Genomic DNA, 4,310 nt, shown 5'->3' with positions numbered 1-4,310 from the left:
TGCATCTGCATTCGGCGGCTGCTGCAGCGACCTCGGTTCGGGTCGGGCCGCCGCAGGTGCGCGACCGCGCCACCCTGGCTGGCGTGTTGGCGCGCGCCGAACCCGGCGAGGACGGCTGGATCCGCGCCGTCGGCTACCACGATTCCGTTGCCGGGCCGCTGGACCGGGCGGCGCTGGACGCCATGGTTCCATCCGTGCCGTTGCGCGTTCAGCACCGCAGTGGGGTGCTGTGGATGCTCAACTCGGCGGGCCTGGTTCGGATTGGCCTCGCGGACCACGCCGACGGCCGGCTGCGCAGCACGGGCTCGTGGTCCGACGCGCTCAGCCGAGGCCAAACCAGCCTGGCCGACCTGAGTGCTCGGTTGAGCCGCTACGGAGTCACCGGAATCACCGATGCCACGCCGGATCTCGATGCCAGTGACATCGTACGGTTAGCCGAACTGCATCGGCGAGGCGAACTGCGCCAACACGTGCACTGCCTGGCCCCCGGCAAGCGCATCCTGCACGACGACGACCTGGACCTCGAGCAGCTCGCTGACTGGATCGCCGACCGGCACCGCGGTGGCGGGCCGGTTGCCATCCACTGCGTGACCGCAGCCCAACTGCTGGTGACGATCGCAGCGCTGCGCCAAGCCGGCACCCACCCGCGCGACCGCATCGAACACGCCGCCATGACGCCGGCGGACTGCATCGCCGACCTCGCGGAACTCGCGGTGACCGTGATAACCCAACCCAATTTCATTGCCGAGCGCGGGGATCAGTACCTCGATGACGTTCCCGCCGAGGAGCACGATCAGCTATGGCGGGTGGCGTCGTTGCAGCGGGCGCAGGTGCCGGTGGCCTTATCGACGGATATGCCGTTCGGCCAACCTGACCCGTGGACGACCATGCGGGCGGCGGTGCATCGCGCTACTCCCAGCGGAGTTGTGCTGGGCAGCAATGAACGGGTGTCCGCGCGAACGGCTTTGAATATGTTCTTCGGATACCCCGATCAGCCGACCCGGGCACGCATCATTCAGCCGGGCGAGCCGGGGGACCTCTGCGTGCTGAACGTATCGCCCGAAATGGCGCTGGCCGAGTTGGATGCCGGCATGGTCGCCGCGACGATCGTCGGCGGTCAAATCGCTTATGCAGTTGAATAAATCAGGAGATTTCGCCGACGAGGTAGCGTTGCAACGTGGGCGCCACCGCGTCAACCAGGGTATCGACATCCATTGACTGGATCGGCTCGACCCGCACCCCGTAGCGCATGATGCCAAGACCGACAACTTGGGAGGCACACAGCGATGCGCGAAGCGTGATCTGATCGGCGCCCAGCGCTTTCAGCAGTGGGTCGAAGACCGGGCCGATGAACAGACCCTGCGCAATGTCGACTGTCCTGGCCAGCCCCGCCGTGGCAATCGCGCTGGCGGCGAACGGTCCGCCACCGGTGGCATCCCACGTGGTGAGCAGCATGTACAGCGTTCGCCGACCGGCCTGGTTTACCCCGCCGCGGATGATCCGGTCGATGAAGTCGGGCGTCCGGAATGGCAGGCGTAGCTTACGCGCCACCGGGTCAAGGATCCCGCGAGACGGCGTTTCGCTACCTGCCACGCTGTCAGGATGAGCGCATCGCTGTCAAAGTTCAAGCATCGCCGCGATCGCGTCGCGCACCGAATCAGTGGGGTAGATCGCGGAACGGTGTGTTGCGGTACGGCTCAGGTTCTTTCGGCAGGCCCAGCACGTGTTCCCCGATGATATTGCGTTGAATTTGATCGGTCCCGCCGCCGATCGAGGTGAAGTAGGCGTTCATCGTCCGGAAGGTGACCGCGTCGCCGACCGGGTTATCGGGTCCGGCCAACATCGCCTCAGCACCGACGATCTCGGTCTCGACGCGGGCGGTCTCATGCAGGATCCGTGACATCGCGATCTTCCCGAGCGCCATCAGCGCCGCCGCCTCGCCGCGATCGGTCGCGGTCTTCGACCGCTGGGTGTTCCAACGGTTGACCGCGGCGAGTGCGTCGACCCGCGCGATCTGCTGACGAATATAAGAGTCGTCCAGCTTGCCGGCTTCGCGTGCCAATTCGATTAAGAGGTTGGCCTTCTCGGCCCGGGGCCGGCGGCTGTCCTTGGCGGTGCGGGCCAGATCGCCCATGAACCGGCGCTCGTGCCCGAGCGCGATCTGCAGTACCGACCACCCGGCGTTCAGCTCGCCGACCAAGTTCTCGGCGGGGATGCGGGCATCTTCGATGAAGACTTCGTTGAACTCCGATTCGCCGGTGATCTGGTGGATCGGCCGGATCTCGACGCCGGGCTGATGCATCGGCAACATGAAAAAGCTGATCCCTTGATGTTTGGGCACATCCCAGTCGGTCCTGGCCACCAACATGCCGTAGTCGGCGGTTTTGGCGAACGACGTCCACACCTTCTGGCCGTTGATCACCCACTCGTCGCCGTGGCGCTCGGCTTTGGTGCGCAGGCCGGCCAGGTCCGATCCCGCACCGGGTTCGCTGTAGAGCAGACACCACTTGCTTTCGCCGCGTATCGACGGCGGAATCAGCCGTCTTTTCTGCTCGTCGGTTCCGACGTCATGCAGGGTGCAGGCGAAAAGGTTCGCGCGATCATGACCGCAGCCGGGTGCGCCGGCGGCGGCGAATTCCGCAGCGGCGATCCGGGATTGAGCATCCGAAAGGCCGCGGCCATACCACTCGGGTTCCCAGCTGGGCACCGCCCATCCGGCGTCGAAGACGACCTGGGCCCAGCTGGCGCGATCGATTCCGGGATTCCAATTGGCCGCCAGCCAGTTTCGAACCTCGTCGCGCAACTCCTCGTCAGTCACGGTTTCAGGCTCCGCTCTGCTGCAGGTAGCGTTCCCGGTGCCAGGCCGGGCTGCCCAGCAACTGGGCGGCACTGCGGGCCCGACGCAAATAGAGGTGGGCCGGATGCTCCCAGGTGAACCCGATGCCGCCGTGTAGCTGAATGTTGGTGGCGGCGACAAAGACGAACGCGTCCGAGCAGTATGCTTGCGCCAGAGCAAGATCGGCGATACGCGAGGGTGCCTGCTCGGCGAACGATCCGGCGACGTACCGGGCCGCCGACACTGCAGACTCGGCCTCCAGCAGCATGTCGGCGCACATGTGCTTGACCGCTTGGAAGCTGCCGATTGCTCGACCGAACTGATAGCGGGTCTTGGCGTACTCGGCGGCCATCTCGACAACGCGCCGCGCACCGCCGGCCTGCTCGCTGACCAATGCCACAGCTGCGCGGTCCAGCGCTGCAGTGAATACCTCCACTCCGACGCCGAGCCGACCGACCAGCCGTGCCGGCGTATCGACGAATTGCAGGCGGCACTGCTTACGGGTCGGGTCCACCGTGGTCAATGGCGTCACGGCCACGCCGGCAGCGCCGGCCTCTACCGCGAAAACGGCAGGCCCCGAATCGGTTCCGGCCAGCACGTAAAACAGCGCCGCCGATTGCCCGTCAAGGACGAAGTGCTTGTAGCCGGTCAAGTGCCAGGCGTCGCCGATGGCACCCGCAGACGTTGCGATCGTGGCGGGCAATCGAGCAGAGTCGTCTTCGGCGAAGGCAACGGTGGCGACCAGATCACCTGCCGCGATCCGGGGCAGCACCGCGGAACATTCCGCTGCGTCGCCGACTTCGGCAAGCAGGCTGGGCACCAGCACCGCCGTCGACAAAAATGGGCTGACTAGCAAGGCCCTGCCCATCTCTTCCATCGCGATGCTCATCTCCACCGGGCTCGCACCGGCGCCGCCGTACTCCTCGCCGATCAGCAATCCGGTTAGACCCATGGCCGCCAACTCATGCCACACCTGATGGTCAAGACCGGTGTCGGTCGCCATCAGCGCTCGCACCTGCGTTTCGCCGCAGTGCCGTGCCATCAAGTCGGCGACCGCGCTGCGCAGCGCGCGCTGCTCTTCGCTTACCGAGAACGGTGCGCTTGCGCGCATGGCCGGCGATCAGCCCTTCGGAGCAAGTGCGGTGCGTAGGCTCGCGCACTGGCTGGCGAAAAATGCCTGTGAGACACCAGCTTTCGGGACCACCAGATCGAAACCATGGAACGCCCCCTGGACCACCTCGACGTGGCACGGTACTCCGGCCGCGGTGAGGCGCTCGGCATAGGCCAGGTCTTCGTCATGGAACAGGTCGTGGGTGCCAACACCGATCCAGGCCGGCGCCAGCCCGCTCAGGTCGGCGCGGCGGGCCGGAACGGCGACTTGGGGGTCGGCGTTGCCGAGGTATGCAGCCCAGCCGAAGCGATTGCTTTTCGGGCTCCACAGCCGGTAGTTCGGGTTCTTCGGCACTGCTCCGCT

The 4,310-nt window shown here is 66.1% G+C and carries 5 protein-coding genes; 1 reads left to right on the top strand and 4 read right to left on the bottom strand.

Going from position 1 to position 4,310, the window contains the following annotated elements:
- The coding region (locus tag WB785_RS07660; protein ID WP_424078240.1) for an amidohydrolase family protein at positions 1-1,142 on the top strand (1,142 nt) is incomplete at its 5' end.
- Between the two features lies 1 nt (position 1,143).
- Here the strand turns inward: WB785_RS07660 and WB785_RS07655 are convergent.
- The 4 genes from WB785_RS07655 to WB785_RS07640 all read right to left on the bottom strand — a co-directional run.
- The gene (locus WB785_RS07655) at positions 1,144-1,593 is read right to left on the bottom strand and encodes a hypothetical protein (protein WP_424078239.1); all 450 of its coding nucleotides are present in this window, start codon (positions 1,591-1,593) and stop codon (positions 1,144-1,146) included.
- Positions 1,594-1,657: 64 nt separating this feature from the next.
- Entirely contained in the window at positions 1,658-2,818 is a 1,161-nt protein-coding gene (locus tag WB785_RS07650) for an acyl-CoA dehydrogenase family protein (RefSeq protein ID WP_424078238.1), read from the bottom strand.
- A gap of 4 nt (positions 2,819-2,822) precedes the next feature.
- Positions 2,823-3,947 (bottom strand): acyl-CoA dehydrogenase family protein, encoded by a 1,125-nt coding sequence (locus WB785_RS07645; protein ID WP_424078237.1) that lies wholly within the window; start codon positions 3,945-3,947, stop codon positions 2,823-2,825.
- A 9-nt stretch (positions 3,948-3,956) separates the two neighbouring features.
- The coding region (locus WB785_RS07640; protein WP_424078236.1) for an alpha/beta hydrolase fold domain-containing protein at positions 3,957-4,310 on the bottom strand (354 nt) is incomplete at its 5' end.

This window comes from Mycobacterium sp., from assembly GCF_049585075.1.
Taxonomy (GTDB): Bacteria; Actinomycetota; Actinomycetes; order Mycobacteriales; family Mycobacteriaceae; genus Mycobacterium.
The sequence above is the reverse complement of the archived record's forward strand: the minus strand, read 5'-3'. Positions and strand labels throughout refer to the sequence as shown.